Source organism: Paraburkholderia sp. CNPSo 3274 (assembly GCF_024206475.1).
In the GTDB taxonomy this organism is placed as follows: Bacteria; Pseudomonadota; Gammaproteobacteria; order Burkholderiales; family Burkholderiaceae; genus Paraburkholderia.
This window is the reverse complement of record NZ_JAMBPR010000006.1, coordinates 39,494-65,313: the sequence shown is the minus strand read 5'-3', so window position 1 is coordinate 65,313 and position 25,820 is coordinate 39,494. Positions and strand designations below refer to the sequence as shown.

18 protein-coding genes, 1 tRNA gene and 1 riboswitch are annotated in these 25,820 nt (G+C 66.7%); of the genes, 6 read left to right on the top strand and 13 right to left on the bottom strand.

Annotated elements, in window-relative coordinates; translation table 11 throughout:
* Positions 1-44: 44 nt before the first annotated feature.
* The 3 genes from M3I54_RS05570 to pepN all read right to left on the bottom strand — a co-directional run bounded on the left by M3I54_RS05570 (position 45) and on the right by pepN (position 4,149).
* Positions 45-120, bottom strand: a tRNA-Thr gene (locus M3I54_RS05570).
* Positions 121-185: 65 nt separating this feature from the next.
* Positions 186-1,202, bottom strand: a complete 1,017-nt coding sequence (locus M3I54_RS05565) for a class 1 fructose-bisphosphatase (RefSeq protein ID WP_254333744.1) — start codon at positions 1,200-1,202, stop codon at positions 186-188.
* A 256-nt stretch (positions 1,203-1,458) separates the two neighbouring features.
* Complete coding sequence (gene pepN / locus M3I54_RS05560; protein WP_254333743.1) at positions 1,459-4,149, bottom strand: aminopeptidase N; 2,691 nt, start codon at positions 4,147-4,149, stop codon at positions 1,459-1,461.
* Positions 4,150-4,522: 373 nt separating this feature from the next.
* On the opposite strand from pepN, the gene M3I54_RS05555 reads away from it, so the two are divergent.
* Entirely contained in the window at positions 4,523-5,221 is a 699-nt protein-coding gene (locus M3I54_RS05555) for a DUF4136 domain-containing protein (protein WP_254333742.1), read from the top strand.
* A gap of 83 nt (positions 5,222-5,304) precedes the next feature.
* On the opposite strand, the gene M3I54_RS05550 is transcribed toward M3I54_RS05555, so the two are convergent.
* The 8 genes from M3I54_RS05550 to M3I54_RS05515 form a co-directional block, all read right to left on the bottom strand.
* Positions 5,305-5,877 carry a TMEM165/GDT1 family protein gene (locus M3I54_RS05550; RefSeq protein WP_254333741.1) on the bottom strand — a complete coding sequence of 191 codons (573 nt, stop codon included), beginning with the start codon at positions 5,875-5,877 and terminating at the stop codon, positions 5,305-5,307.
* Between the two features lie 55 nt (positions 5,878-5,932).
* Positions 5,933-6,115: riboswitch (yybP-ykoY riboswitch) on the bottom strand.
* Positions 6,116-6,156: 41 nt separating this feature from the next.
* Positions 6,157-7,464, bottom strand: coding sequence for a guanine deaminase (gene guaD, locus M3I54_RS05545; RefSeq protein WP_254333740.1), 1,308 nt, complete (start codon positions 7,462-7,464; stop codon positions 6,157-6,159).
* A 192-nt stretch (positions 7,465-7,656) separates the two neighbouring features.
* The gene (locus tag M3I54_RS05540) at positions 7,657-8,718 is read right to left on the bottom strand and encodes an adenosine deaminase (protein WP_254333728.1); all 1,062 of its coding nucleotides are present in this window, start codon (positions 8,716-8,718) and stop codon (positions 7,657-7,659) included.
* A 40-nt stretch (positions 8,719-8,758) separates the two neighbouring features.
* Positions 8,759-9,817 carry a xanthine dehydrogenase accessory protein XdhC gene (xdhC, locus tag M3I54_RS05535; protein WP_254333727.1) on the bottom strand — a complete coding sequence of 353 codons (1,059 nt, stop codon included), beginning with the start codon at positions 9,815-9,817 and terminating at the stop codon, positions 8,759-8,761.
* Between the two features lie 123 nt (positions 9,818-9,940).
* A complete protein-coding gene (gene xdhB / locus M3I54_RS05530) occupies positions 9,941-12,319 on the bottom strand; it encodes a xanthine dehydrogenase molybdopterin binding subunit (protein ID WP_375542095.1) in 2,379 nt (792 codons plus the stop codon).
* Positions 12,316-13,872, bottom strand: coding sequence for a xanthine dehydrogenase small subunit (gene xdhA, locus M3I54_RS05525; RefSeq protein ID WP_254333726.1), 1,557 nt, complete (start codon positions 13,870-13,872; stop codon positions 12,316-12,318). The genes xdhB and xdhA overlap by 4 nt, the downstream gene beginning before the upstream one ends.
* 385 nt (positions 13,873-14,257) lie before the next feature.
* The gene (locus tag M3I54_RS05520) at positions 14,258-14,788 is read right to left on the bottom strand and encodes a disulfide bond formation protein B (protein WP_254333725.1); all 531 of its coding nucleotides are present in this window, start codon (positions 14,786-14,788) and stop codon (positions 14,258-14,260) included.
* Between the two features lie 139 nt (positions 14,789-14,927).
* A complete protein-coding gene (locus M3I54_RS05515; RefSeq protein ID WP_254333723.1) occupies positions 14,928-16,307 on the bottom strand; it encodes an amidase in 1,380 nt (459 codons plus the stop codon).
* Between the two features lie 213 nt (positions 16,308-16,520).
* On the opposite strand from M3I54_RS05515, the gene M3I54_RS05510 reads away from it, so the two are divergent.
* Together M3I54_RS05510 and M3I54_RS05505 are read left to right on the top strand one after the other, a co-directional pair.
* Positions 16,521-18,278: a cation:proton antiporter gene (locus tag M3I54_RS05510; protein WP_254333721.1), complete on the top strand. Its 1,758-nt coding sequence runs from the start codon at positions 16,521-16,523 to the stop codon at positions 18,276-18,278.
* Positions 18,279-18,461: 183 nt separating this feature from the next.
* Entirely contained in the window at positions 18,462-19,832 is a 1,371-nt protein-coding gene (locus M3I54_RS05505) for a gamma-glutamyl-gamma-aminobutyrate hydrolase family protein (RefSeq protein WP_254333719.1), read from the top strand.
* Positions 19,833-20,071: 239 nt separating this feature from the next.
* On the opposite strand, the gene M3I54_RS05500 is transcribed toward M3I54_RS05505, so the two are convergent.
* A complete protein-coding gene (locus M3I54_RS05500; RefSeq protein ID WP_254333717.1) occupies positions 20,072-20,602 on the bottom strand; it encodes a GNAT family N-acetyltransferase in 531 nt (176 codons plus the stop codon).
* Positions 20,603-20,934: 332 nt separating this feature from the next.
* Between M3I54_RS05500 and M3I54_RS05495 the strand changes: the two genes are divergently transcribed.
* Positions 20,935-22,230: an MFS transporter gene (locus tag M3I54_RS05495; RefSeq protein ID WP_254333716.1), complete on the top strand. Its 1,296-nt coding sequence runs from the start codon at positions 20,935-20,937 to the stop codon at positions 22,228-22,230.
* An 88-nt stretch (positions 22,231-22,318) separates the two neighbouring features.
* Here the strand turns inward: M3I54_RS05495 and M3I54_RS05490 are convergent, their stop codons facing one another.
* On the bottom strand, positions 22,319-24,256 hold the full coding sequence (locus M3I54_RS05490) for a tetratricopeptide repeat protein (RefSeq protein ID WP_254333715.1): 1,938 nt from the start codon (positions 24,254-24,256) through the stop codon (positions 22,319-22,321).
* Positions 24,257-24,409: 153 nt separating this feature from the next.
* On the opposite strand from M3I54_RS05490, the gene M3I54_RS05485 reads away from it, so the two are divergent.
* The gene (locus M3I54_RS05485) at positions 24,410-24,730 is read left to right on the top strand and encodes a helix-turn-helix transcriptional regulator (RefSeq protein ID WP_254333714.1); all 321 of its coding nucleotides are present in this window, start codon (positions 24,410-24,412) and stop codon (positions 24,728-24,730) included.
* A complete protein-coding gene (locus M3I54_RS05480) occupies positions 24,712-25,791 on the top strand; it encodes a cation diffusion facilitator family transporter (RefSeq protein ID WP_375542094.1) in 1,080 nt (359 codons plus the stop codon). Before M3I54_RS05485 ends, M3I54_RS05480 begins: the two co-directional genes overlap by 19 nt.
* Positions 25,792-25,820 lie beyond the last annotated feature (29 nt).

The following is a 25,820-nucleotide window of genomic DNA, read 5'->3' as shown; positions in this document are numbered from 1 at the left end:
AAGCAAAAAGCCCAGTCCGAAGACTGGGCTTTTTGCTTGAATCCTGGTGCCGGAAAGAGGAATCGAACCCCCGACCTTCGCATTACGAATGCGCTGCTCTACCGTCTGAGCTATTCCGGCGTGCATCAGAGAAGCAAGATTATAGGAAGTTGCTGCGAACTATGCAAGCCCATTCCTCATCTTTTTCATTTTTTCGCTTCATGGTGGTAGCGCGTGACGCGCTCGACCTCGTTCTTCGAGCCGAGGAACACGGCTACGCGCTCATGCAAGCCCTTCGGCTGGATGTCGAGAATGCGCTCTTCGCCGTTGGTCGCCATGCCGCCCGCCTGTTCGACGATGAACGACATCGGGTTTGCTTCGTACATCAGGCGCAGCTTGCCGGGCTTCGACGGGTCGCGCTTGTCGGCCGGGTACATGAAGATGCCGCCGCGATTCAGAATGCGGTGCACATCCGCGACCATCGACGCAATCCAGCGCATGTTGAAGTTGTCGCCGCGCGCGCCGTCCTTGCCGGCGTTCAGCTCGCCGATGTACTTCTGCACCGGCTCATGCCAGTGGCGAGCGTTCGACGCATTGATCGCATATTCGCGCGTGTCTTCGGGAATGCGCATGTTGCTTTGCGTGAGCACCCACGAGCCCAGTTCGCGGTCGAGCGTAAAGCAGTTCACGCCGTGGCCGGTCGTGAGCACGAGCACCGTTTGCGGGCCGTACACGGCGTAGCCTGCGGCGACCTGCTTCGTGCCGGGCTGCAGGAACGATTCCTCGCTCGCCTGCTGGCCGTCCGGGCAGCGCAGTACCGAGAAGATCGTGCCGATCGACACGTTCACGTCGATGTTCGACGAGCCGTCGAGCGGATCGAACACGAGCAGGTATTCGCCCTTCGGATAGTTGGCCGGGATCGGGAAGAACGTTTCCATTTCCTCCGAGGCCATCGCGGCGAGGTTGCCGCCCCATTCGTTGGCGTCGAGCAGGATTTCGTTCGAGAGGATGTCGAGGTTCTTCTGCACTTCGCCCTGGACGTTCTCGCTGCCGGCCGTGCCGAGGGCGTCACCGAGCGCGCCCTTGCTGACGTTGAAGCTGATCGCCTTGCACGCGCGCGCGACGACTTCGATCAGAAGACGCAAGTCGGCCGGCAGGTTGCGGTGCTCGCGCTGCTGCTCGATCAGGTACTTGGTGAGGGTGGTGCGACGTTGCAAAGCCATTGCAGTACTCCGGATACGCTTGGGAATAGCGCAATTCTACCCGCTCGACTGTGACCGCCCGCCGCACAGCCGCCCAAAATAAAGCGCCGGGGCGCGGTCGGGCTTGCTGGAGCGGCGTTTCGCGCGGTGACGGTTCTCTTCGCACCGCCAAAAATAATCGCGAAAAAAATGCGCAAAAAAACCGACGCGAAGGCCGGTTCGTGGGTCGCCGCGCGGCGCTGCTCAGGCGCCGCGCGCTTTGTGCCGTTTCGTCTGATCAAGCCAGCGCTTTTTCGACGATCTCGCGCACGTCGCGCGATTTGGCCTCGCTGGCTACCCGCTCGAGCGCGGCGCGCATCGCGTCACGCAACGCCGGCGTGAAGCGGCGCCACAGTTCGAGATTGCGGGCGAGGCGCGCCGCGACCTGCGGATTGAGCGCGTCGAGCGCGATCACCTGGTCGGCCCAGAACGCGTAGCCCGAGCCGTCGGCGGCGTGGAACTGCGCGGGGTTCGCCGCGCAGAAGCTGAAGATCAGCGAGCGTGCGCGGTTCGGGTTCTTGATGTTGAACGCCGGGTGGCCCATGAGCGCGCGCACCGTCTCGATGGTCGGGCGTCGCGCCGTGCCACGTTGCGTGGCTTGCAGCGCGAACCACTTGTCGATCACGAGCGGTTCCTTCTCGAAGCGCACGTAGAAGTCTTCAAGCGCGCGGCGCGCGACGTCGCCGCCCGTGGCCGCTTGCACGTTCAACAGCGCGGAAAGCGCCGCCGAACGGTCGGTCATGTTGTTCGCGGCATCGTATTGTGCCGTGGCGAGTCGCACCGCTTGCGCGAAATCGTCGAGTTCCGAGAGATACGAGAGCGCAAGGTTCTTCAACCCGCGGTGTCCGGCCGCCTCGGGCGTCGGCTCGTATGCGCCCGGCGTGACATTGCGCTCATAGGCCGCGAGCCATTCGCCTTGCAGCGCCGCTGCCAGTTGCTTGCGCACGAACTGGCGCGCGGCATGCACGGCGGCCGGATCGGATTCGGTCATCTGTTCGGCGAGATACGTTTCCGAAGGCAGCATGAGCGCAAGCTCGCGGAACGACGGCGAGAGCGATTCGTCGGTCAGCACGCGGCGGAATGCATCGACGAGCGCGTCGTTGATTTCGAGCGGCTGGCCCGCGGCGGCGCGTCCGGCAAGCGCGAGCAGTTCGCGCGTGGCGAGGCGCTGACCCGCTTCCCAGCGGTTGAACGCATCGCTGTCGTGCGCGAGCAGGAACGCGAGTTCGTCGTTGCCGTAGTCGTAGTCGACGATGACCGGCGCCGAGAAGTTGCGCAGCAGCGAGGGCAGGGGCTTGGCCATCACATCGGCGAACGTGAAGGTCTGCTGCGTGTCGGTCAGCTCCAGCACGCGCGTCGTGCCGTGTGCGGCGGCTTCGCCTTCGAGGCGCAGCGGCAGGTCCGCGCCGTCCGGGCCGATCAGGCCGATCGCAAACGGAATGTGCAGCGGGCCCTTTTGTGTTTCGCGCGCGGCGGGCGAGCCGTTGGCGTAGCCCTGCGTGAGCGTCACGCTGTAGCAGCGCGTGCCTTCGTCGTAGCTCGTCGTCACGCTCACGCGCGGCGTGCCCGCCTGGCTGTACCAGCGTTCGAACTGCGCGAGGTCGCGGCCATTGGCGTCGGCCATGGCGTGGCGGAAGTCGTCGCAGGTCACGGCCTCGCCGTCGTGGCGCTGGAAGTACAGGTCCATGCCTTTACGGAAGCCGTCGCGTCCGAGCAGCGTTTGATACATCCGCACGACTTCCGCACCTTTTTCGTAGACGGTCATCGTGTAGAAGTTGTTGATCTCGACGTAGCTCTCGGGGCGCACCGGGTGCGCCATCGGGCCCGCGTCTTCGGCGAACTGCATCTGGCGCAGCACGCGCACGTCTTCGATGCGTTTCGTCGCGCGCGCCGCTTCGTTCTCGTCGCCGCCCGACATCGCCGCCGAGAACTCCTGATCGCGGAACACCGTGAGGCCTTCCTTCAGGCTCAGCTGGAACCAGTCGCGGCAGGTCACGCGGTTGCCGGTCCAGTTGTGGAAGTACTCGTGACCGACCACGGCCTCGATGTTGGCGAAGTCGACATCGGTGGCGGTTTCCGGATTCGCGAGCACGTACTTCGTATTGAAGATGTTGAGTCCCTTGTTCTCCATCGCGCCCATGTTGAAGTCGCTCACCGCGACGATCATGAAGCGGTCGAGATCGAGTTCGAGGCCAAAGCGCTGCTCGTCCCAGTGGATCGAGTGGATGAGCGAGTCCATGGCGTGGCGCGTCTTGTCGAGATCGTGCGGCTCGACCCAGACCTGCAGCAGCTTTTCCTTGCCCGAGCCGCTCTGGATGCGCTCTTCCAGCGCCACGAGCTTGCCCGCCACGAGCGCGAACAGATAGCTCGGCTTGCGGAACGGGTCTTCCCATTTCGCATAGTGACGGCCATCGGGCAGCTCGCCTTCGGCGATCAGATTGCCGTTCGAGAGCAGCACCGGGTAGGCGATCTTGTCTGCGCGCAGCGTGACCGTGTAGGTCGCCATCACGTCGGGTCGGTCGAGGAACCAGGTGATGCGGCGAAAACCTTCGGCCTCGCACTGCGTGAAGAAGTTGCCGCTCGACACGTACAGGCCCGAGAGCGTGGTGTTGGCGGCGGGATCGCACGCGCCGGTGAGCGTGAGCTCGAAGGAATCGGGCACGTTCTCGATCGTGAGCCCGTGTTCGTGTGCATGCACATTCGCGTAAGGCTTGCCGTCGATCGCCGCGCCAATGAATTCGAGCTGCTCGCCCATGAGTTCGAGATGCGCGGTGGGTTGTGCGTCGGGATTGCGACGCACGCGCAAGGTGCTCTTGACGATCGTGCGCTCGGGCACGAGGTCGAATTCGAGGTCGACGGTATCGATCAGAAACGCGGGCGGCGCGTAGTCTTCGCGGCGGATCACGGTGGGCGTGGCGGTATCGGACATGGTCTGGATAGGGGCGTGTCGGATCGGTATGGATCGCTCGGTGTGGATCGGATTGGCCGGCCGCGGCGGCGTGTGCGCCCGTCGGGCGCTGCCTGCCGTCGCGCGAGCGCGGCGGTTCGCCCCATTGTACAAAGGCTCGGGCCGCTTTGTCCGTCGGGGCTCGGCCTCCGAACTTTCGCGCCGCGCCACGAGTCAGTATGATCAGGCCCTGCCGCGCGGCAAGCGGAGCGCAAAACAAGACACGACCGGCGTGAAATCAGCACGGTTCGGACGTGGAACAACACGGAATAAGCGCGGCGGAAAGTTCGTATCGGAGAGAGCGGCCCCCACGACTGCACTTTTCCAACTGAAGCAACACTGCTACGAGAAGACCATGATGCACGACAGATGGACCCGCCGCGCCCTCCTGATGCTGGCGGCGCTCGCACTCACGCTCTCCGGCTGCACGACTTACGTGACGAGCCAGGTGACCGCCTTCTCCGCATGGGACGGCGGTAGCGACGCCACGCGCACCTTTGCGTTCACACGCAGCCCTGAGCAGAGCCAGAGTATCGAGCAAAGCACCTACGAGCAGTTCGTGGCCAACGGGCTCGCGATGCACGCGTTCCGCCTGGTGGCCGACCCGCAGGCGCGCTATCTGGTGGGCCTCGCCTACGGCAGCCGCACCGACACGGTGACGGTCGCGCAGCCCGTGTTCTACAACCCCTGGCCGGGCCCGTACTGGGGACCGTGGAACCCGTGGGGCGCGTGGGGACCGTACCAGCCCGCCTACGTGAACCAGAGCTACCCGGTGTATTCGCATGCGCTTGGCATTCGCATCACGGAAAAGGCGAGTGGCAAGGAGGTTTATAACGTGCAGGCGCGCACCTCGGGCGACGATCCCTCGCTCGTACGCGTGATGCCTTTTCTCGTGCAGAGTGCGCTGGGGAATTTCCCGCTGGCCAACGGCACCGTCACGGAGGTCAAGATTCCGGTCGGCAAGAACGGCGGCGCGCCGAATGAGACGGGTGCGGCACCGGCGGGTGCGGGGCAGGGCGGTGCGACTGCGACGGGGAGCGCGCCGGCGCAATAGGCACGAATCGTCGTGCCCGCCCACCAGGTGACGCGCTGGGCCTTGTGTCCGGCGCGTTTTTTTATGCCATTTGCGACAGCACGTCAGAACCCCACGCCCAGAATCGCGAGCACGCCGAGGACGACGAACAGCAGCGCCGCAACGGCATGCACGAGTTTCGTCGGCAGCTTGTGGGCGAAACGGTCGCCGAGCAGGATCGCGGGCACATTGGCGATCATCATGCCAAGCGTCGTGCCCGCCACCACGCCAAAGAAGTCGTGAAAGCGCGCGGCGAGCGCCACGGTCGCGATCTGCGTTTTGTCGCCCATTTCCGCGAGAAAGAAGGTCACCACTGTTGCGCCGAACACGCCGAGCTGCGAGCGATTCACGTTCGCTTCGCCTTCTTCGAGCTTGTCCGGTACGAGGATCCAGAGCCCCATGGCGACGAACGAGGCGGCGAGCGCCCAGCGCATGACACCCGGCGTGACGAGCGCGCCGAGCCACGTGCCGAGCGCGCCCGCGCCCGAGTGATTGACGAGCGTGGCGACGAGCACGCCGAGGATGATCGGCAGCGGTTTGCGGTAGCGCGCAGCGAGCACGAGCGAAAGCAACTGCGTCTTGTCGCCGATTTCGGCGAGCGCGACCGCGCCGGTCGAGACCAAAAAGGCTTGGTTCACGTTGTGATGGATCCTCGGGCCGTGATGTGTGCGAGCGACGACCCACGGACCGCCGGGCCCTGTTGCGGCGGTCATGGGTCATCGGTCTCGCCAGGCCCGGGATAAAGGCTGCGTCCGCCATGGCCTACAGGCCAGGTCTGTTGACGGACGCCCCCGCGAATTCGCGCACGGCAAGCCTGAGATCCGAAGACCGGCGCTGCGGCGCGATGCGAGGCGGCTACTCCCCAATGAGGCGCATAGTATGGCGCTTTTTCCTGCAACCCGCGCGGGGTGTGGCTGTCAGCGGCGCGCGCCGTCGCGGCTGTGCACGCGTTTGCCTGCCGCGTAGGTTTCGAACACGGCGCGGTCGTCGCCGAGCAGGGCAAGCGCAAACAGCAACTCCTCCAGCGATTCCGCGCGCGCCGTGCGCCGCGCGAGCAGCGGCGTGGCCTGCGCATCGAGCACGACGAAGTCCGCTTCGCTGCCGGGCGCGAGCGTGCCGATCTTGTCGGCGAGATCGAGCGCGTGCGCCGCGCCCGCTGTCGCGAGCCAGAACATGCGGGTGGCCGTGAGGTGGTGGCCGCCCATGCGTGCGACCTTGTGCGCCTCGTTCATGGTTTGCAGCATGGAGAACGAGGTGCCGCCGCCCACGTCGGTGGCGAGCGTCACGGGCATTGACGATTCGCCCGCCTTGTCGAAGTCGAACAGGCCGCTGCCAAGGAACAGGTTCGAGGTCGGGCAGTGCGCGGCGACCGTGCCCGTATGCGCCATGCGGCGGCGGTCTTCGTCGTCGAGCCAGATGCAGTGGCCGTACACCGCCCGCTTGCGCAGGAGTCCATAGTGATCGTACACGTCGAGGTAACTGCGATGGCCCGGAAACAATTCCTTGACCCACTTCACCTCGTCCGGGTTCTCGGCCACGTGGCTCTGGATGAATATGTCGCCATGCGCCTTCGCGAGCGCGCCGCACGCTTCGAGCTGCGCCTCGGTCGAAGTCGGCGCGAAGCGCGGCGTGAGCGCGTACATCTGGCGCCCGCGGTCGTGCCAGCGCTCGATCAGCTCGGCGCTGTCGTCGTAGCCCGTTTGCGGTGTGTCGCGCAGGAACTCGGGGCAATGGCGGTCCATCAGCACCTTGCCCGCTACCATGCGCAGGTTCTTCGCTTCACTAGCCGTAAAGAGGGCGTCGGCGGACTGCTTGTGCACGGTGCAGTACACGAGCGCCGTGGTCGTGCCGCAAGCGAGCAGCTCGTCGACGAAAAAGCGCGCCGTGTCCTGCGCCACCGCTTCGTTTTCGAAGCCGCGCTCGGTCGGGAACGTGTACGTGTTCAGCCACGGCAGCAGACCCGGCGCGGGCGAGGCGATCATGTCCGTCTGCGGATAGTGGATGTGCGTGTCGATGAAGCCTGGCACGATCAGCTTGTCGCGCAGATCGTGAACCGTCGCGCCAGCGCTCACGCGCGACTTGAGCGCGGACCACGCGCCCGAGGCGACCACGTGGCCGTCTTCGACGATCACGACGCCGTCGTCGTCAAAGACAGCGGCGTCGGACGATTGCGCAGGGTCGCCAGTGAACGTCAACAGTTTTGCGCGGTAAGCCGATTGAGTCATGGGAACTTCGTCTCCGATAGATTCAGGTATTCGTCCAATGCATGCCCCGCATGACGCGTGCCGCTCCTGAAAATGCACGCAAGAGGGCCCACGGTCCGGCGCTCGCGCGCTGGACCGGATTCGTGTGACAGCCCGGGCTGGGGCTTGCTGTGCGGACGAGTCCGCGTTTTAGTTTGCGCCTGAGTTCACGCTTTAAGCCGTTGCGCGATTCCAGTTCGCGTCGAGCTTCGCGATCAGCGCGGCGCGCTCTTCGGGGGTCACGAACGAAGCCTCGAAGCCATTGCGCAGGATCGTGTACACCTCGTCGTCGTCGAGCTCGAGCGCTTCGATGATGGCGCGGTAGTTCTCGTTGACGTAGCCGCCAAAGTAGGCGGGATCGTCGGAATTGACGGTCACTGCGACGCCCTTGTCGAGCAGGGCCTTGAGCGTGTGCTGCGTCATGTCGTCGAACACGCACAGCTTGGTGTTCGAGAGCGGGCACACGGTGAGCGCCACGCGCGTGTCGGCCAGACGCGTGACGAGCGCCGCGTCTTCGATGCTGCGCACGCCGTGATCGACGCGGTCGACCTTGAGCAGATCGAGCGCTTCGTAGATGTAGGAGGGCGGGCCTTCCTCGCCCGCGTGCGCAACGAGCTTCAGCCCCATCGCACGCGCTTTCTCGAACACGTGCTCGAATTTCGACGGCGGATGGCCGCGCTCGGACGAGTCGAGGCCCACGCCGATCAGGCGCGCGTAGCGCTCGAAAAGCGGGCGCGCGGCTTCAAAGGTGGCGAGCGCATCGGCTTCGCTCAGGTGGCGCAGGAAGCACAGGATCAGCTTGCTCGTGAGGCCGCGCTTTTCGGCGTCGGCGAGCGCCCGGTCGATGCCCGCGACCACGGTTTCGATCGCCACGCCGCGTTCGGTGTGCGTTTGCGGATCGAAGAAAATTTCGGTGTGCACGACGTTATCGGCGAGCGCGCGCTCGCAGTACGCCATCGTCATGTCGTAGAAGTCCTGCTCCGAGAGCAGCACACTCGCGCCCGCGTAGTAGATGTCGAGGAACGACTGCAGGTCGGTGAACGCGTAGGCGGCGCGCAGCGCGTCGATCGAGTCGTAGGCGAGCTTCACGCTGTTGCGCTGGGCGAGCGCGAAGATCAACTCGGGTTCGAGCGAGCCTTCGATATGGATGTGCAGTTCGGCCTTCGGCGCTTTGGCGGCCTTGTCGACGAGCGCCTTTGCGTTGGCGGCGGTGTTGGCGGTGGTCGTGATCGTCATGTTCGGTTCGATTCGCTTATGGGTTCTTCAGTGTTTGACATCACGCGGAATGGGTGGCGGGGGCATGCGCTGCGCTCGCCAGCTTCGCTGCTTCGATCACCTGCAGCAATTGCGCGGCGGCCGAGACGGCGATGACTTCGGGCGACTTGTCGACGATACCGTCCACGCCGAGCGGGCAGTTCATGCGCGCGATCTGCAGGGGATCGATGCCGCGCGCGGCGAGGCGGTGCTCGAACTGCTTGCGCTTCGAGTGCGAGCCGATCATGCCGAAGAACACGAAGTCACCGCGACGCAGGATGCGCTCGGCGAGATCGAGATCGCGCGAATGATCGTGCGTCATCACGATGAAGCTCGTGCCGGGCGGGGCCGTGTCGACGGCTTCGTCGGGCGCGTCGTTGGCGTCGATCGCTACGTTGGGCGCGTTCAGCAGCGCGAACGCCTCAGGCGTCGGAAACGCCGCGTCGCGCTCGTCGACCCACAGCACGCGGCAGGGCAGCGTGCCAAGCACGCGCACGAGCGCCGCGCCCACGTGGCCCGCGCCGAACAGCACAACGGGAAAATCGTTCGGCGCGATGGTCTCGGTGAGCAGCAGCGCGCCGCCCGTTTCCCAAAGCAGGCAGTCGGGCGCTTCCACGCCCGGTTCCGGCTCGGACAGCATGGCCGGATCGGCTGCGGTGCCTTCCCCTTCCGGGCTCCCGTTCCGCGAGGAGCGAAATGATACGCTACGCACGGTCGACGCGCCTGCCGCGAGGCGGCGCGCGAGGGTGGCGAGCCAGCCGAGGTCGGCTACGTCGAGGCGCTCGAACGCGAGCACCACGGCGCCGCCGCAGCACTGGCCGAGGCTCGGCCCGAGCGCGAGGCGCTCGAGGCGCCGCGCGTGCGGCGTGCGCATCCCTTCGCGCAGCACCTGGCGCGCGATTTCGATGGCCTTCCATTCGAGGTGGCCGCCGCCAATGGTGTGGCGGGCCGCTTCGCGCGTGACGATCATCTTGGTGCCGGCCTCGCGCGGCGCCGATCCCTCGACGCGCGCAACGGTGACCAGCACGGCGGCGTCGCCGTGCGCGAGCAGTTGCTGCAGATTGGAAAGCCAGGCTTGCATCTGGCGGTTCTCCCTACGGGGCGGCACGTTGTTGCCTGTGCCGCCGGTTAATCTTCGTGGCTTCGCGCGGGCTGCGCTTCGCGGTTGGAGTGTGCGAGGCGCCGGCAGGTTCGCGCGGTCAGTCTATTTGCGGTGGTTTTCCCGCAGCGCGTCCAGTGCATCGAGAATCGCTTCAGGCGTCGCGGGCGCGCGCAGCGGCGCGGCCTCGCGTGCCTCGGGCACCGCGGCGCCCACGGCGTCGCGAATAGCGAGAAATACCGAGAACGGCAAAAGCAGGGGCGGTTCGCCCACGGCCTTCGAGCGGAACACGGTCGCCTCGACGTTGTCGTTGCCCCCGCTGCGATAGAGCTTCACGTTGAACGCCTCTGGCGTGTCGCTCACCGCCGGAATCTTGTACGTGGACGGCGCATGCGTCATGAGCCGCCCGTCGCGGTTCCACCAAAGCTCCTCGGTGGTGAGCCAGCCCATGCCCTGGATGAAGCCGCCTTCCACCTGGCCGAGATCGATGGCCGGATTGATCGACTGGCCCGCGTCGTGCAGCACGTCGGCGCGCACGAGCTTCCATTCGCCCGTGAGTGTATCGACGACCACTTCGGACACCGCGGCGCCATAGGCGAAGTAGTAGAACGGATGGCCGGTGAGCGTGCGCGCGTCCCAGTGCACTTTGGGCGTGGCGTAGAAGCCATCGGACCATAGTTGCACACGCTTCATGTACGCGAGTTCGACGAATTCGCCAAAGGCTATCGCCTTGCCGTTCGCTCGCACCAGGCCATCTTCGAACGCGACGTTTTCGGCCGCGCCGCCGTATTGTGCTGCCGCGAACGCCGAGAGGCGCGCGCGGATCGTGAGCGCTGCATCCTCGGCGGCCTTGCCGTTGAGGTCGCTGCCCGTGGAGGCCGCCGTGGCTGAAGTATTGGCGACCTTCGATGTATCGGCGGCGCTCACGCGCACGCGTGCAAGCGGCAATCCGAGCGTGCCCGCCACGACCTGCGCGACCTTGGTGTTGAGCCCCTGGCCCATTTCGGTGCCGCCGTGGTTCACGAGCACCGAGCCATCGCGGTACACATGGACAAGCGCGCCCGCCTGGTTCAGATGCGGCACGTTGAACGAGATGCCGAACTTGACTGGCGTGAGCGCCATGCCGCGCTTGAGCACAGGGCTCGTGCGGTTGTACGCGGCGATGGTCGCGCGACGCTCGTGATAGCGGCTCGACGCGACCAGTTCGTCGGTGAGCGGCGCGAGCACGTTGTCCTCCACGCGCTGGCCGTACGGCGTGTGCTCACGCTCGCCAATGCCGTAATAGTTCGCGCGCCGTACATCGAGCGGATCGCGGCCCAGCGCCCTGGCAATTTCGTCGAGCATCACCTCCATCACGAGCGCGCCTTGTGGGCCGCCGAAGCCGCGAAACGCGGTGTTCGACTGCGTGTTCGTCTTGCAGCAGAGCGCGACAATTTCGACATCCGAAAGAAAGTAGGCGTTGTCGAAGTGACAGACCGCGCGCGTGGCGACTGCGCCCGAAAGATCGGCGGAATAGCCCGCACGCAGCGCGATCTCTACGCGCGCGCCGAGGAGCCGTCCTTCGTCGTCGTAGCCCGCTTCGTATGTGTAGAGTGCATCGTGGCGCTTGCCGGTGATCATGAAGTCGTCGTCGCGATCCGCGCGCAGTTTCACGGGCCGCTGCAGCTTGTGCGCCGCGAGCGCGGCGACGCACGCGAACAGCGCCGACTGTGATTCCTTGCCGCCGAAGCCGCCGCCCATGCGCCGGCATTCGCAGGCGACGCGATGTGCAGGCCAACCGAGCAGATGCGCGACGACTTGCTGCATTTCGCTCGGGTGCTGCGTCGAGCTGTAGACGAGCATGCCTGTCTGCTCTTGCGGGAGCGCGTAGGCCACCTGGCCTTCGAGATAGAACTGCTCCTGGCCGCCCACGGCAAACGTGCCCGCGAGGCGATGCGGCGCAGCGGCGAGCGCAGCATCGGGCGCGCCGCGCACGAGACGCAGCGGCGGCAGCACGTAGTGCTGGCGCGTGCGCGCCTCTTCGATGCTGAGAACGGGCTCGAGCGGTTCGTAGCGAACGACGTCTTCGCTCGCGGAGAGCGCCGCGGCGCGGCGCGCGAGCTCCTGGCTCGCGGCGATCACCGCGAACACGGGCTGTCCGAGATATTGCACGACGTCGCCCGCGAGTACCGGATCGTCGTGCACGACCGGACCGCAGTCGTTCTCGCCGGGGATGTCGGCGGCCGTTAGCACCGCAAGCACGCCCGGCGACGAGCGCACGTGTTCGAGATCGAGCGCGACGATGCGCGCGTGCGCATGGCGCGCAAGGCCGAGCGCCGCGTGCACGGTGCCGTGCAGTTCGGGGATGTCGTCGGTGTAGCGCGCTTCGCCGCTCACGTGCGCATCGGCGGATTCGTGCGGCAGCGGCGCGCCGAGCGCGCGCTCGTGGGCGGGCTCATCACCTGGCTCCTGGCGCATGACGAGCGGTTCGGCCTGATCGTTCATGGCGTGACTCCGGCGGCTGCGAAGCCGGGGCCATCGTCGTCGCCTTCGGCGAAAGCGAACGCGTTGACGTCGCACAGCGCGAGCGGGGCGTCGTCGCGCGTTTCGAGCCAGCAGCGCCACAGCAGATTGCGCGCGACCTTCAGGCGATAGGCGCCGCTCGCGCGCATGTCCGTGAGCGGCCGATAGTCGGTGGCGAGCGCAGCCATCGCGTGCTGTGCGCTGGTTTCGTCCCAGCGCGCGCCGTTGAGGGCGGCTTCGGCAAGCGCGGCGCGCTGCGGGATCGCGGCCATGCCGCCGTAGGCGATACGCGCGCTCGCAAGTGTGCCGTCCTCGCGCACGTCGAGTGCAAACGCGGCGCACACCGCCGAGATATCCTGGTCGTAGCGCTTCGAGACCTTGTAGGTGCGAAAGCGCAGTGTCGGCGCGGGGCGCGGCACGCGGACCGCTTCGACGAATTCGCCCGCTTCGAGCGCGTTCTTCTGGTAGCCCGTGTAGAAGGCCGCGAGCGGCAGCGTTCGCACGCGCGCCGCACGGCGCAGCACGAGCGTGGCGTCGAGCGCGAGCAACGCGGGCATCGAGTCGCCTATCGGCGAACCGTTCGCGACGTTGCCGCCAAGCGTCCCTGCGTTGCGAATGGGTAGCGAGGCGAAGCGCGCCCACAGTTCCGCGAGTTCGGGGTAATCGATGGCGAGCGCGGCGTAGGCTTGTTCGAGCGGGACGGCCGCGCCGATCGTGAGTGTCTGGGCGTCGCGCGCGACGGTCGCCATTTCCGCGACGTTGCCGGTGTAGATGAGGTCGCCAAGGTCGCGGAACTGCTTCGTGACCCACAGGCCGATATCGGTGCTGCCTGCGAGCACGCGCGCGTCAGGATGCGCGGCACGCAGCGCCGCGAAGGCGCCGAGCGTGCACGGCGCGTAGAACGTGCTTTCGCCGTGCGCGGCACCTCGTACGTCGGGGCCGCGATATTCGAAGGTGCCGGCGCGCTGCAGCGCGCGCAGCTGCGCCTCGACGCGAGCGCGATCGAGCGCCACGCGCGCATGGCAGCTTTCGTCGAACATGCGCAGCGCCGCCTCGATGATGGGCCGGTAGCCGGTGCAGCGGCACAGGTTGCCCGAGAGCGCTTCGTTTATCTCCTCGCGGCTCGGCAGGCCCGCGCCGGCAGGCTGGTTCTCGTAAAGCGCCCACAAGGACATGACGAAGCCCGGCGTGCAGAAGCCGCACTGCGAGCCATGGCAATCGACCATCGCCTGCTGGACCGGGTGCAGTGCGCCGTCTGGCTGACGCAGGTCTTCGACGGTGTAAAGCGCGCGGCCGTCGAGGGTCGGCAGGAACTGGATACAGGCGTTGACGGCCTTGAGCGCGAGATGGCCTTCGCGGTCGAGTTCGCCCACGACGACCGTGCACGCGCCGCAGTCGCCCTCCGCGCAGCCTTCCTTGGTGCCGCAGGCGTGCAGATCCTCGCGCAGATGCTGAAGCACCGTGCGCGTGGGAGGCAGGTCGCGCACTTCGTGCACGGAGCCTCGGTGGAGGAAGCGGATGGTTTGCGTTGTCATGGTGGACCCGGGGACATTGCGGATCAGGCGCGCGTTACGAGAGGGGCGCGCCAACACCGGCCTCGCGCACGTAGATCGCCATCCAGTTCCGAAGATAGCACCGCTTGCCGCAGGAAAGTATTTCCCCCGCAAGATGGGGGTTATGTGACTTGGGTCATGACGCCGTCACAGCGCGCATGGCGGTGCCAAGCCATTGCGTGCGGCGATCGCGCCTGGATGGCGGGGGAAGGTGCGGAAGTCGTGCGCGATTCGAGGCTGCCGTGCAGGGCTGACGCTCGAATCGCGCTGGCGGGGCGAGCCGCCCGATGGCTGGGCGGCGGATGAGGCGGCCGAGCTGGAAGAGATCGAATAGGCGCGGCGCGCCTGCGCCGTGCCCTTTAGCCGGTCAGCGGCGGATGCCGGGCCACGACACCTGGCGGCGCCGGTTGCGCAACAGGCTCAGGATCACGGTCAGGAACACGATGACGAATGCGAGCAGCGACCACACCGGCATGGTCAGGCCGAGCGTCGGCGGATAGGTGGTTTCGCAAAGGCCTTGCACCTTGAACACGCCGGGCAGCCAGTGCGCGAAAGGCAGGCCGTCGACAATGGGCTGCAGCGTGTCGAAACCGCAGCTGTAGTTGGGGAACGCCTGCACCCAGACGAGCTTCGCGGACGCGACCGCGCCGCCTGCCGCCGAAAGCACCACGAGCGCTTCGAGCACGCGCACGCCGCGCCAGCTCGTCATGCGCGCGCCGAGAAAGGCGAAGACCGCGATCAGAATCAGGAAATAGCGCCCCAGGATACACAGCGGGCATGGGTCCTGATGCTCGACATACTGGAAGTACAGGGCGCCGCCCAGAAGCGCGAGGCAGATCAGGCCAAGGAGGACCAGCAGGCCGCGCTCGCGGCGCAACAGCGCGTTATCGTCGTTCATGAGGCTCTTTCGTTCGGGTTATCTGGCGCAGCGCACAGGCGGCTGCGACGGCGTGACGGGATTCTAGCGCGAAGGTTGCGCGCGGCGCGGACGTGTCCTTGCCCGCGCGCAGGGGTTGTTTGAGCGATTCGCGCTCAGGTCAGCGCAACGGCGCGAGCACCGCCTCGACGCCGCGGCCAATGGCGAGCAGCGCGTCGTCGTTGTCAGGCGCGGCGGCGAGCATCAAGCCGACCGGCGCTGCGCCATGGTGGTGGCATGGCAGCGAGAGCGCGCAGGCATCGAGGAAGTTGAACGCGCTCGGGTTACGCAGCACAAGCGCGTTGGTGCGCGCGAAGACATCGTCGTCGGCGGCAAGCGGAGCGACGGGAGGCGGCGCGATGGGGACAGTCGGCGCGATCACGGCGTCGAAGCGCGACCAGAGCGTGGCCAGGGCTTCGTCCATGACCGATGCGCGCGCGGCGATCAGGTCCAGATAGTCGGCTGCCGTAGCGTGCTCGCCCTTCAGGATGCGCACCAGCACGCGGGGGTCGTACTGATCCCGATGCTTTGCAATCAGCTCGCGATGCCACGCATACGCTTCCATCGGCGAGAAGCCGATGCGGTTGATTTCGGCGAGGCGCTCGAAGGCGGCGAAGCGGACTTCGCTCACGATCGCGCCGGCCGCATCCAGATGCTTGAGCGCCGTATCGATCGTTTCCGCGACTTCGGGGTCCACGCCGTCGGTCACGTAGTTGGTGAGCACGCCGAGGCGCACGCCTTCGAGGTGTCGCGCGGCCGGCACGTGCGGCGCGAGTCCGGCGAGCACGCGGTCCGCGAGCGCGCAGCACGCCACCGTGTTGCCGATCGGGCCAAACGAGTCGAGCGTGGGGGAGAGCGGCACGCCGCCCGTTTTCGGAATGCGCCCGGCGGTGGGCTTGAAGCCCGTGAGGCCGCAGAACGCGGCGGGAATGCGGATGGAGCCGCCGGTGTCGGTGCCGAGCGCGACGGCGGCCATGCCGTCCGCGACCGAGGCCGCCGCGCCCGAGGACGAGCCGCCCGCCACGCGCGCGTCGCCTGCCACGCCGCGGCGCCAGGGCGAGAGCGGCGTGCCGTAGTGCGGATTCAGGCCGAGCCCCGAGAACGCGAATTCGCTCATGTTGGTGCGGCCGACCAGCACCGCGCCGGCATGGCGCAGCCGGGCGACGGCGGTGGCGTCCTCTTTGGCGGGCGCCGCATTCGCGAGCGCCGTGGAGCCCGCGCGCGTGACTTCGCCCGCTACGTCGAACAGATCCTTCACCGAGACGGGGATGCCCGCGAGCGGCGAAAGCACCGTGCCGGACGCGCGCAGGCGGTCGTGTGCGTCGGCGGCGGCGCGCACGCGCTCGGCATCGACATGCGTGAAGACGGTCGCGCCCTGGCCGGCCGGGTCGGCGATGCGCTCGAGCGCGGCTTCGGCGAGCGCACGGCTCGTCGTGCGGCCCGCGGCGAGGTCGGCCGCGAGCTGGGCGAGGGGAGGGAATGGCGTGAAAGCGGTGGTCATGGCGGCGGAGGACTCGGTCAATGCGCGGCGGCGCGCTGCGCGAAGTTCAGCGGAGCAGGCGGTCAGGCCGCCGGCGAAGGGCGCCGAGGGCCGGTGGCGCCTGCAAGGGTCGCATCATTGTAGGTCGGCTTTTTTCCTTGCGTGCGATTTGGCTCACGCCGCGCATCGGGTAACATGCGCAGAATCGATAGCTATTTGTAAGGAAAGACCTTCATGCACCACGGAATCGGCTTCATTCAGGATCTGGCAGTCGTGATGGCGCTGGCAGGCGTCGTCACCGTGCTGTTTCATCGCCTGAAGCAGCCGGTCGTGCTCGGCTATATCGCGGCGGGCGTGATCATCGGGCCGTACACGCCGCCGTTCCAGCTCATTCACGACGAGCAGACCATCCAGACGCTCGGCGAGCTCGGCGTGGTATTCCTGATGTTCTCGCTCGGCCTCGAATTCAGCCTGCGCAAGCTCTTCCAGGTGGGCGCGACCGCCATCGTCGCGGCGCTCTCGGAAATCGTGCTGATGCTGTGGCTCGGCTACGAGATCGGCCGCGCGTTCGGCTGGGCCACGATGGATTCGCTGTTCCTCGGCGCGATTCTCGCCATCTCTTCGACCACCATCATCGTCAAGGCGCTCTCCGATCTCGGCGTGAAGCGCGAGCCGTTCGCACAGCTCGTGTTCGGCATCCTGATCGTCGAGGATATTCTCGGCATTGCCATGCTCGTGCTGCTGGGCGGCATTGCGCAGACGGGCGAGCTCTCGCCGGGCATCGCGCTCATCACGCTCGGCAAGCTGTTGCTTTTCATGCTCGTCTCGCTGCTCGCGGGCATTCTGATCGTGCCGCGCGTGCTCGGCTATATCGCGCGCGTGGGCAACGACGAGATGCTGCTCGTCTCGGTCCTGGGCTTTTGCTTCGGCTTTTGCCTGCTCGTCGTGAAGCTCGATTATTCGATCGCGCTCGGCGCGTTCCTGATCGGCGCGGTCATGGCCGAGTCGCGCCATCTGCATCGCATCGAGCATCTCGTCGCGCCGCTGCGTGACGCGTTCTCCGCCATCTTCTTCGTGACGATCGGGCTCATGCTCAACCCGCTCGTGCTGGTCGATTATGCGTGGCCGATCGCCGTGATCTCGATTGCCGTGGTGCTCGGCAAGCTGGTGTCGTGCGGCCTCGGCACCTTTCTCGCGGGCCGCGACGGACGCACCGCGATGCGCGTGGGCATGACCGTCTCGCAGATCGGCGAGTTCTCGTTCATCATCGCCTCGCTCGGTCTCACGCTGAAGGTGACGAGCGGGTTTCTCTATCCGATCGCCGTGACCGTTTCGGCCATCACGACGCTCACCACGCCTTACCTCATCCGCATTGCCGATCCGCTCTCGCAGCGCCTCGCGCGCGCCATGCCGCCCGCCGTCTCGAACGTGTTCGGCATGTACAGCCAATGGCTGCGCTGCCTCGTGCCGCGCTCGGACGGCCCCACGATCTTTTCGCTCACGAAGCGCATCGTCGTGCAGATTGCGGTGAATCTCGCGCTCGTCTCGGCGATCTTCATCGGCGTTTCGTATGGCGCGCGCTACGCGTCGCCGTTGCTTGCGCACTGGATCGGCGACGAGCGCATTCAGCGCGTTGTCCTCTGGAGCGCCGCGCTCCTGCTCGCGATGCCGTTTCTCGTGGCGGTGTGGCGCAAGACGCAATCGCTCGCGCTGTTGCTCGCCGAAGTGAGCGTGCAGCCGGAGAAGGCGGGGCGCTTTACGCGCGCGATCCGTCATGTGATTGCGGAACTAGTGCCCGTGGTTTCGATGTTCGGCGTGTTCCTGCTCGTGGCGGCGCTCTCGGGGACGATCCTGCCGCCCACGGGCTTCCTCGTCGGCGTGCTGGTGTGCGCGGCAGCGCTCACCATGCTGCTATGGCGCTGGTGCGTGAAGATCCACGCGTCGATGCAGATTGCGTTGCGCGAGACCCTCGACGAGCGGCCGGATGCCTGACCTCGCTAAGTTACCCAGCGCTTGGACAGCGGTTAGCAAGCGGCGCGTCTCGCAAGCGTGTTCGGGGCGCCCCTGGTGTGACGGGTTGTGAGCAATTGTGCGCGGGGGTGGCGGCGGCGTGCCGTGCGACGGATAATCGAAGCCTGTTCATTCGTTCGCGCGCCGCGCGCCTGACCCCACGTCATGAGCGATAACAAATCAGACCACCCCGAGGTCCCTGACGGCGCACGCCGTCCTGCCGATGCCGGTCCTGCCGGCGCCCCCGAGCCCTCGTCCTCTCCTCCCGCCGGATCTCCCGGCGCTCCTGCTGGTTCTCCCTCTGCATCGCCCTCCGCTCCGCCCTCTGGGGAAGCCGCGCAACGCGCTTCGACCGATGCGCCCGAAAGCGCTTCGACCGTCACGCCTCGCGCTGGGGAGGCCGCCGCGGCATCCACGGCTGGCGAGTTGCCGAAGCAGGCGCCGGCACCCACTACGCCGAGTATTCCGATCAGCGAAACCGCCGAGGCCGGCAAGTCCGCGCCCGCGCCGGCCCCGCATACCGAACCGGCGAGCACTCGCGAGACGGCAGCGTCTGCTGCGCCGCAACGTCCGGGTGCTGCGCCCGCCGGCTTCGGCCAGGCGCCCGACTTCACGGCGCAACACCCGCCGCCGCCCAGCGCCATTCCGCCGGAACCGCCGCGCTATCTGCGCCCGAGCGATTCGCCCTGGGCGGTGTTCGGCCGCATCGTCGTGGCGCATGCGCGGCAACTGTTCGACCGCGCCGGTCAGCGCATCACGCAGCGCACACTGCGCATTGGCGTCTCGGCGCGGATCTTCCACCCGGAGCCGGGTGCACAAGGGCTGCGCGGCAAGACGCTGCAATACCTGGAGGAATCGATCGCACACTGGGTGATGTCTCGAGACGTCATCGTGTTCATGATCCCGACGGTCGGGCACCAGGGGATGCTGCACCCGAGCAATATCCGCTTACGCGATTACGCGAAGCATCTCGACGGCCTGCTGCTGCAGGGTGGCGCCGACGTCTCGCCGCAGACGTATGCGGAAGTCTCGCCGCGCCCCGAATGGCCGGGCGACCGCGTGCGCGACATGTACGAACTCGAACTGCTGCATGAGTTCGTCGAATCGGGCAAGCCGGTGCTGGGCGTGTGCCGCGGCTGCCAGCTCATCAACGTGGCGTTTGGCGGCACGCTTTTTCAGGACATCGCAACCGAAGTGCCGACGGCTGGCGTGCACGTGAGCGAGCACTACGACCAGCATCGCCACGCGGTCACGTTCCCGGAAGGCTCGACGTTCGCGACCATGTTCCCCGGGCGGCGCGAGGCGATCGTCAACTCGATTCACCATCAGGCTGTGAAGCACCTCGGGCGCGACCTGACCGTCGAGGCCGTTTCGGCGGGCGACGGGCTCATCGAGGCGGTGCGTTACCGGCGCTCGCCGTTCGTCGTGGGCGTGCAGTGGCACCCCGAGTTCCATCGCGCGGGCGGCCCCGAACTGCTCGACTGCACGCCGCTGCTCGACACCTTCTTGCGAACTGCGCGCGAGACACGCTTCTGATCGCAAACCACGGGCGATCACAACGAATCGCACGAACCCCGTCCTGGCCGCGCGCAACCTGCGCGCGGCGTTTACATTTCGGTCTCCTTCGTCGGAGTCCTCATCGACGGCGCGTGTTGATGGGTCGCCTGCGGCGCATCTAATTAAAGGGATGCCGCTGATCATGACCGTCACGATTTCGCGGTTCCATCGGAAGGTCTTAAAAGCCTGGGCTCTTTGTGCTGCGTATGGAGCGAGCTTCACTCGCCGTCGAGCCGGTACACGTAACGCAGTGCCGTAATGTCGATGCCGCCCATGCGGTCGGGCTCCGAGCCTGAATAGGTCCAGCCCTGGCGCTCGTAGAACGCTATCGCGGGCGTGTTGCCGTCGAGCACATACAGATAGAGCTGCGTCTCGCCCTGGGCGCGCGCCCAGTCCTGCGCGGCACGCATGAGCCGCTTGCCGACGCCGGTGCCCTGATGCGCCGGTAGCGCATGAAGATTGTCGAGCAACACGCCCCAAGGGGAGCCCGGCTGGCGCTCGACGCACACGAAGCCCACGGCCGCACCCGATGCAAGCTCGGCGATCAGAACGAGCCGCCGTTCGCCGCCTGGCGCCTCCATGCGCGCACGCCAGTAAGCCGCGCGCTCGGCGTCGACTTCGCGTTCGAGAAACGCGGCGGGCAGCAGCGCGCGATACGTGGCCTGCCAGCTTGCGGCGTGCATGGCGGCGAGCAAGGGAGCATCGGCGACGGTGGCCGGGCGCAGCGTGAGGGCTGGGATTTCGGTCATGCGGATGGAGGACGTGTGGGCGTCCGGATCAGGGCGCGCGTCGGGGGCCGCGCGCCGAGCCCTGCTGCAAGGTATTTTGCCCCATTCGAGGACGCTCGCGGCGGGCTCGCCAATCATGAAAGAATTGTGAATTGTTATCGTAACAAAAATGGAAGAATTGGCATGTATTGATGCTTTTTGCTAGCCTCTTTTAAGGAAATGCCTGAATATCTGACTCCCGCCGCGTACCGCACAATAAAATGCCCGCGCGACCCTCGCTTTACCGCGAGTGATTGTCTTTCACTGTCCCGCGAGCCGCTCAGGTTTCCCGGACAGTCTCTTCAGAGAATGTCATGTCTACCGCGTCCCACGCATCCCCAAGCGAATCAAAATTCCGGACCGTTTTCCGCGTCGTCAGCGGCAACTTCCTGGAAATGTACGATTTCATGGTCTACGGCTACTACGCTTCGGCGATCGCCCGGACCTACTTCCCGAGCGACAATGCGTTCGCTTCGCTGATGCTTACGTTGTCCGTGTTCGGCGCAGGCTTCCTGGTGCGTCCGCTCGGCGCCATCATCCTCGGCGCATACATCGACCATCACGGCCGCCGCAAGGGCCTCATGCTCACGCTCGGCCTGATGGCGTTCGGCACGCTCGCGGTCGCCGTCGTGCCAGGTTACGCGACCATCGGCATACTCGCGCCGGCTCTCGTGCTGCTGGGGCGCCTGCTGCAGGGCTTCTCGGCGGGGGTGGAACTGGGCGGCGTCTCGGTCTATCTCTCCGAGATCGCGACCAAGGGCAACAAGGGCTTCTACGTCTCGTGGCAGTCGGGCAGCCAGCAGGTCGCCGTGGTGTTTGCCGCGCTCCTGGGGGTGGTGCTGCATCGCCTGCTGCCCGTCGAGCATATGACGGCCTGGGGCTGGCGCGTGCCGTTCCTCATCGGCTGCCTGATCGTGCCGTTCCTGTTCATCATTCGCCGCTCGCTCCAGGAAACGGCGGAGTTCGCGAGGAAGAAGCATCGTCCGTCGATGGGCGAAATCATGGCGTCGATGGTGCAGAACTGGGGTGTCGTGATCGCCGGTATGGGCATGGTCATCATGACCACCGTATCGTTCTACCTCATCACCGCCTACACGCCGACCTTCGGTAAGGAAGTGCTCAGGTTGAACGAAATCGACACGCTGCTCGTGACGGTTTGCATCGGCTTGTCGAACCTCTTCTGGCTGCCGGTTTCCGGCGCGTTTTCGGACCGTGTGGGCCGCCGCCCGATGCTGATCACCTTCTCCGTGCTCACGATCCTCACCGCGTATCCCACGGTGCAGTGGCTCGTGACGGAACCGTCGTTCGGCCGCCTGCTCACGGTCGAACTGTGGCTGTCGTTCCTCTATGCCTGCTACAACGGCGCGATGGTCGTGGCGCTCACCGAAGTCATGCCCGCCGACGTGCGCACAGCCGGCTTCTCGCTTGCCTACAGCCTCGCGACGACGATTGGCGGTTTCACGCCGGCGATCTCGACGTACCTCATCCACGTGAGTGGCAACAAGGCTGCGCCGGGGGCGTGGATGGGCGTCGCGGGCGTGTGCGGCCTTATTGCGACGCTCGTGCTCTATCGCACGCCGGAAGCGCGCAATCAGTACAGGGCGGCTTGACCGGCGGATCGATCGATTGATCCGGCCATCTCGCGGCGAAAGCAATGAAAAACGGGGCGCTCAGGCGCCCCGTTTTTCATTGTGCCGCTTACGCGTCGCGCAACTCGCGCGCGACCGTTTCCACGACTTCCGCCCATGCATGCGGGCGCGGCTGACGCACGAGCCGAGCGCGCGGGTACCAGGGGCTTTCGTCGGTGCCCGCAAACCAGCGCCAGTCCGCGGCGAACGGCAGCATGACCCAGAGTTTCGCGCCAAGCGCGCCCGCGAGGTGGGCGATCGAGGTATCGATCGACACGACACCGTCCAGACGTTCGATCACGGCGGCGGTATCCGCGAAATCCTGCAGTTTGCCGCCAAGTCGGTGGATCGCGCGCGCCCGTGGATGCGCGTCGAGTGCAGTGTGTTCCTCGGCACTGAGTTCAGGTTGCAGGACGATCCAGTCGATACCGTCGAGCGCGAAGAGCGGTTCGAGCGCGGCGAGCGCAATCGCGCGATTCTCGTGCTTCTGGATGCGTCCGGACCACGCGAGGCCGATCTTGCGGCGCGCCTGGCCGCCCAGCGAGCCGCGCCACTTGCGCCCGTAGGTAGCACTGGCGTTGAGGTAGGGCGTGCGCGCGGGCAGTGTCTCGATGCTCGTGCCGAGCGCGAGCGGCAGCGAGAGGAGCGGGCAGTGCAGGTCGGCGGCGGGCCGAGGCGCGCCCTGCTCGACGAGCGTGACGCGCCAGGCTTCGGCCGCGGGCGCGATGAGCGGCACGAGTGCGCGCTGCACTTCGAGCACGACGCGCGCGTTGGTTTTCTGTGCCGTGGCCACGACTTGCGGCACGAAGCGCACGAACTGCAGCGTGTCGCCGAAACCCTGTTCGGCCTCGATCAGCAGCGTGCGGCCGTTCAGAGCCTCGCCGTGCCAGCGTGGCAGCGTGCTTTGCGTCGTGCGCGGCGCAATCTGTGCCTGCCCCTGCGGGGGCGCGGCGTAGCCTGCACCTCGCGGTGCGTTGGCGTGCGCGTCGTCGCGTGCGGCCGGATCGAGCCGCCATTCGTACTCGGGCAGTCCGCGCCGGAGGTCACCGAGCGTGAGCCACGTGAGCGCGCGATTCAAATGCGCGGCGGCCAGGTCCGGCCGCACGCGCAGCGCCTCGTCGAAGGCGCGCAGCGCGGCCGCATGCCGGCCGAGCGCGTGATGCGCCGCGCCGAGCGCGAGCCACGCGAGGGCGAACTTCGGGTCGAAGCCGATCGCACGCTCGTAGGGTCCGATGGCTTTGTCGTGGCGGCCGAGCGCGACAAGCGCGTTGCCGAGCCCGAAGAGGGCCGGCGCGAGATGCGGCTGCAGCGAAAGCGCCGTTTCGAAGGCGGCCACGGCTTCGCCGTGATGGCCGGTCGCATCGAGCGTATTCGCAAGATTGAAATGCGCGGCGACGAAGCGCGGCTGCACGCGCAGCGCCTTCTGGAAATGTTCGACCGCGCTCGCGCTGTCGCCAAGCGCGTTGAGCGACATGCCGAGGTTGTTGTGCGCCCCTGCGTGGCCCGGGCGGATCTTCAGCGCGCGGTGAAACGAGTCGGCGGCTTCGGCATGGCGGCCGAGCGCGTGCAGCGCGTTGCCGAGATTGTTGTGCGACGAGGCGTCGCCGGGCTGCAGGCGCACGGCCTGTCCGAACGCGTACATCGCGTCCTCGTGCCGGCCGATCACCGCATAGGCGTTGCCGAGGTTGTAATGCGCGAGGGCAAAGGCGGGCGCGAGCGTGAGCGCGTTGCGAAAGCGCTCGATCGCGCCTTCCAGTTCGCCGAGCGCCTTCAGCGCGTTGCCGAGGTTCAGCTGGAGAGCGGCGTCGTCGGGGCGCAAAGCGACCGCGCGGCGCACGAGGTCCGCGGCTTCGGCGTGCTGGCCTCGCTGATGCCGTAGCACGCCGAGCAGATGCAGCGCATCGACGTGCACGGGATCGGCGGCGAGCGTCGCGCGGTAGTCGCGCTCGGCGTCGTCCAGCCGGCCGTCGCGATGTGCGGCGTACGCGCGGACAAAAAGCTGTTCCATGGCAGAAGAAGCAAAACGATCGAGACACAAAGGCGGCATTTTCCCATACTCGCGGACCCGTTCCCGAAGTTGGCCGAATGTCGATCGAAAGTTGACCGGAATCCGTTGCTGAACTAACATATGAACACCTATTCATATGTATTGTGTGTATTCATGACCCCAGTTTCCGATGACGAGCGAGTCGTACCGCTCGCCGACCTCTTCCGTCTGCTCGGCGACGCCACGCGCCTGCGTATCGTGCTCGCCTGTGTTCAGGACCGGATCGCCGTGGGGGCGATTGCCGATGCGCTCGGTTTGTCGCCGTCACTGGTGAGTCACCATCTGCGGCTTTTGCGCGCCGCGCGCGTTGTGCGCGCCGAGCGCGAGGGCAAGCAGGTGTTCTACGCGGCCGCGGACGCGCATATCAGCGCGATGATCGCCGGCATGCTCGAACACGTGGCCGAGCCCTCGGCGCAATGGCAGGAGGGCGCATGAGCGCAGCGGATCACGAACACGCGCATGACGCCGAAGGCGCCGGGAAGCGCGAGGGCGAGCACGACCACGGCCATGCGCACGACGCCCACGCGCAGCACGGGCATGGTCACGCGCACGGCCACCATCACCATCATCACGCGGGCGTCGCGGGGCACGGCCGCGCGTTCGCCATCGCCGTCGCGCTGAACGTCATCATCGTCGTCGTGCAGACGGTGTACGGCGTGCTGGCGCATTCCACCGCGCTGCTCGCCGACGCCGGCCACAATCTCTCCGATGTGCTGGGCCTGCTGCTCGCCTGGGGTGCCGCGTGGCTCGCAACACGCCGTCCGTCGGCGCGCTTCACGTTCGGGTTCGGCAGCTCGTCGATTCTCGCCTCGCTCGCCAACGCCGCGCTGCTCCTGCTCGCGTGTGGCGCGATCCTCGCGCAAGCGCTTGGCCGGCTGTTCCATCCGGCGCCGGTCGCGGGCTTCGACGTGTTCGTCGTGGCGACCATCGGCATGGTGATCAACGGTTTTTCGGCCTGGCTTTTCATGCGCGGGCAAAAGGACGACCTGAACATTCGCGGCGCCTTCCTGCACATGGCCGCCGACGCCGGCGTTTCCGCCGCCGTGGCCGTGAGCGGTCTGCTGATTCTTGCGACCGGCTGGAGCTGGATCGACCCGCTCATGTCTATCGCGGTCGTGCTCGTGATTGTGTACGGCACCTGGGGGCTGTTGCGCGAGTCCGTGCGGCTTGCCCTTGCCGCAGTGCCCGAGAACGTCGACATCGTGCGCGTGCGCAGCTTCCTCGCGCAGCAGGAGGGCGTAGTCGACGTGCATGACCTCCACGTCTGGGCGCTCTCGACCACGGGCTGCGCGCTGAGCGCGCATCTCGTGATGCCGGCGGGGCACCCCGGTGACGCCGCGCTCGATCAGATGGTCGAGTCGCTGCAGGTGCGTTTCCGCATGCGGCACGTGACGTTGCAGGTGGACCTTGGCACGAGCGAGCATCGCTGCGCGCTGGACATGCCGGACGGCGCGCACAGGCACACGCAAGCGTACGGGCATCCGCACGCACACTGAAGCGCGGCAATACGCGCAGCGACTTCTCG

Excerpts from the sequence above, each read along its gene's own strand:
- M3I54_RS05490 (WP_254333715.1), bottom strand. The coding sequence starts at position 24,256 with ATGGAACAGCTTTTTGTCCGCGCGTACGCCGCACATCGCGACGGCCGG.
- M3I54_RS05520 (WP_254333725.1), bottom strand. The coding sequence starts at position 14,788 with ATGAACGACGATAACGCGCTGTTGCGCCGCGAGCGCGGCCTGCTGGTC.
- guaD (WP_254333740.1), bottom strand. The coding sequence starts at position 7,464 with ATGACTCAATCGGCTTACCGCGCAAAACTGTTGACGTTCACTGGCGAC.
- xdhB (WP_375542095.1), bottom strand. The coding sequence starts at position 12,319 with ATGAACGATCAGGCCGAACCGCTCGTCATGCGCCAGGAGCCAGGTGAT.
- M3I54_RS05540 (WP_254333728.1), bottom strand. The coding sequence starts at position 8,718 with ATGACGATCACGACCACCGCCAACACCGCCGCCAACGCAAAGGCGCTC.
- M3I54_RS05555 (WP_254333742.1), top strand. The coding sequence starts at position 4,523 with ATGATGCACGACAGATGGACCCGCCGCGCCCTCCTGATGCTGGCGGCG.
- M3I54_RS05515 (WP_254333723.1), bottom strand. The coding sequence starts at position 16,307 with ATGACCACCGCTTTCACGCCATTCCCTCCCCTCGCCCAGCTCGCGGCC.
- xdhC (WP_254333727.1), bottom strand. The coding sequence starts at position 9,817 with ATGCAAGCCTGGCTTTCCAATCTGCAGCAACTGCTCGCGCACGGCGAC.
- M3I54_RS05485 (WP_254333714.1), top strand. The coding sequence starts at position 24,410 with ATGACCCCAGTTTCCGATGACGAGCGAGTCGTACCGCTCGCCGACCTC.
- M3I54_RS05480 (WP_375542094.1), top strand. The coding sequence starts at position 24,712 with ATGGCAGGAGGGCGCATGAGCGCAGCGGATCACGAACACGCGCATGAC.
- M3I54_RS05505 (WP_254333719.1), top strand. The coding sequence starts at position 18,462 with ATGAGCGATAACAAATCAGACCACCCCGAGGTCCCTGACGGCGCACGC.
- pepN (WP_254333743.1), bottom strand. The coding sequence starts at position 4,149 with ATGTCCGATACCGCCACGCCCACCGTGATCCGCCGCGAAGACTACGCG.
- M3I54_RS05565 (WP_254333744.1), bottom strand. The coding sequence starts at position 1,202 with ATGGCTTTGCAACGTCGCACCACCCTCACCAAGTACCTGATCGAGCAG.
- M3I54_RS05495 (WP_254333716.1), top strand. The coding sequence starts at position 20,935 with ATGTCTACCGCGTCCCACGCATCCCCAAGCGAATCAAAATTCCGGACC.
- M3I54_RS05500 (WP_254333717.1), bottom strand. The coding sequence starts at position 20,602 with ATGACCGAAATCCCAGCCCTCACGCTGCGCCCGGCCACCGTCGCCGAT.
- xdhA (WP_254333726.1), bottom strand. The coding sequence starts at position 13,872 with ATGACAACGCAAACCATCCGCTTCCTCCACCGAGGCTCCGTGCACGAA.
- M3I54_RS05510 (WP_254333721.1), top strand. The coding sequence starts at position 16,521 with ATGCACCACGGAATCGGCTTCATTCAGGATCTGGCAGTCGTGATGGCG.